This window comes from Nitrosomonas communis, assembly GCF_900114745.1.
Taxonomy (GTDB): domain Bacteria; phylum Pseudomonadota; class Gammaproteobacteria; order Burkholderiales; family Nitrosomonadaceae; genus Nitrosomonas; species Nitrosomonas communis_A.
Genome location: NZ_FOUB01000163.1, coordinates 1 through 2161, shown reverse-complemented (window position 1 = coordinate 2161; position 2161 = coordinate 1). Strand labels below are relative to the sequence as shown.

Here is a 2161-nt window from a genome sequence, read left to right as displayed (position 1 = left end):
CGATTCATTCGAGCACACCCATGCGAGAAACGTATTGCTTCTATTTCTATGCCATTCATCAAAATAACTCGAACCCGCGTGAACGCGTCATCATCGAGTTTGCTAATCGGAGGTTGAACCAGCTCCTTCCAGGTAAACCGCTGCCTATCTAACGGGCAACCTTTATCTTCAAATAAATTAAGTGCCATTTTGTTCTCCTGTCTCCTCAAGGTAACCCATCTTGCGCTAACCTGAAGAATAATGAATAAATATAAATGTTGATCCGGGTAGGTAAAGCTTAGTTATTAATAGAGTGCTAGCAATAAACTCGATGCATGAGTAACGCTATAATAATTGAAAGTTTCAAATTTCATTTATAAAGCAGCTATTTCTAATGGCTGGTTACTCGTTGGCTTTCTGCTCCTTATACCTACCGTCACCATGGCCGCTTTTACCGCCTTTCCGACCAATCTCGGACATATGTTCCTTATCATTGCTAACTGTCTCACCGCTTTTTTGCCAGCTTTCCGGGCTTCCTACGAATCAAACTCATGCGCAGTGGCTGTCTTATGGGCTGCTTCGCCGCGCTTGCTGGCTATTTCGCGCTGCTTACCTTTATCCATTGAAGCAAACCCTCGTCTACCAATATGATCGCCATCGCCACTCTTTTCCCTTCCCTCTATCTGAAGTCATAATGAAGCTCCTCATATTTCAACTTCGCAATTCCTCCCACAACAAAATCTCTTACCTGCTTTATATAATGTCGTCGGAGTCTTATCTCCGTCTTAAAAGGAGAATGATTTAAATAATAGATAGCAAATTCCTTAGCTTCTGTTCGCTAACTCACATTAAAGTGCTTTTAGTTAAAAATTTCATAGCCAACAGTTGGAAAAAGCTCCAACTATGCAACTAATATTACCTATGCAAATAAATGAGAGTGAATAAGAGCAATGTAGCTTGGTAAACAAAACAAGATAATCGGCATATGATTTTTTATAATGGATCCTTGCTCCTATATGAGCTCACTACAATAATTCGCATCTGACAGTAAATCTTTTCAAACATAAATCCATTAACCCAATGAGATCAATTATGCCTGCCACTCCAAGCAATACAACGGCAAAAGCTATGGTTCAGAAAACGACTATGCGTAGGCCAAACGCCATCCCATCAAATTATTGATGGAAGATCATCACAGGGAAAAAAATGTTTAACAGGGCGTTGAAATAGCGGGTAAAAGCTAATAACCGCCGAGCCAGAACTCATAAAGTGACTTACAAGCGTTTTTTAACCCTTGGGAAGAATTAAGCTACCCCCAGAAACATGGATTTTTTCCATGCTCACATACTCCGTCAACGGCCTAGTAAGGGATGCGATAAACTTGCCAGAAAAGAATGAGGAGAAAAGAAAGGTAGATAGAGTCTACCAAAAAGTATTTCTTGTAATTTTGCTTAAAATTTATTATCCATAATAGATTGTTTAAAAAACGTATTATTGATAACAGTATGTGGTTTAATAAAAATTGATTGGACTTAGGAGAGCTTGAGCTCAAATCAAGACAAGGGTTTCTGCATAATTTATTAAAAACCTTGCACTCAAAAAGTAATTTTTACGATATGATCACTTAAAAACAGTTGTTTATATTCTCTGAGCAAGCTCTAATTAAGAAATATCAATAGAATCTAAAATCTATATGTGTAACGCAAAAAATAATCGAGATCCTGACGTTTTTGTGACGAGTTTGTACGCTGTCGGATATCCTCGCTATAGCGCATGCGGGCTTCGACGGTATGATTTTTATCGATAACCCATTTATAGCGCACCTCGGCTACATAGGCATTATCATTAAAGGATGGCGTCAGTAGCCAGCCATCACCGATACGAGCGAGCGCAAATCCGAGACTGTGCTTTGGAACAATATCGATAAAATTGAAAGAGACTTGGGCTGCGAGCCCATCGGCATTATCCGACGCACCCGTTTTTATCGCGCTGCGTTTTGGTACATTTGGCGCGTATCCTAATTCTCCCCCAAGCATGAAGTTCATACTGCCTGTTACTGGCCATTGCGCCGCAAAACGTCCTACCATGGCCCAATAATCTGTGACGATACCAGAGCCTATACCTCCGCTGTGCAGAGCACTCGGTAACCAGTTAATATCCACCATACGCTGAACAATTGGGC

General features: G+C 40.5%; 3 protein-coding genes. All 3 read right to left on the bottom strand.

Going from position 1 to position 2161, the window contains the following annotated elements:
- A partial coding sequence (locus BM122_RS21110; protein WP_218152214.1) for a hypothetical protein occupies nt 1-188 on the bottom strand: 188 nt, incomplete at its 3' end.
- A gap of 327 nt (nt 189-515) precedes the next feature.
- A complete protein-coding gene (locus BM122_RS23790) occupies nt 516-602 on the bottom strand; it encodes a hypothetical protein (RefSeq protein WP_177198253.1) in 87 nt (28 codons plus the stop codon).
- 1059 nt (nt 603-1661) lie between these two features.
- Nucleotides 1662-2161, bottom strand: a 500-nt coding sequence (locus tag BM122_RS23785) for a hypothetical protein (RefSeq protein ID WP_177198252.1), incomplete at its 5' end; no start/stop codon positions are given.

Excerpts from the sequence above, each read along its gene's own strand:
- BM122_RS23790 (WP_177198253.1), bottom strand. The coding sequence starts at position 602 with ATGGATAAAGGTAAGCAGCGCGAAATAGCCAGCAAGCGCGGCGAAGCA.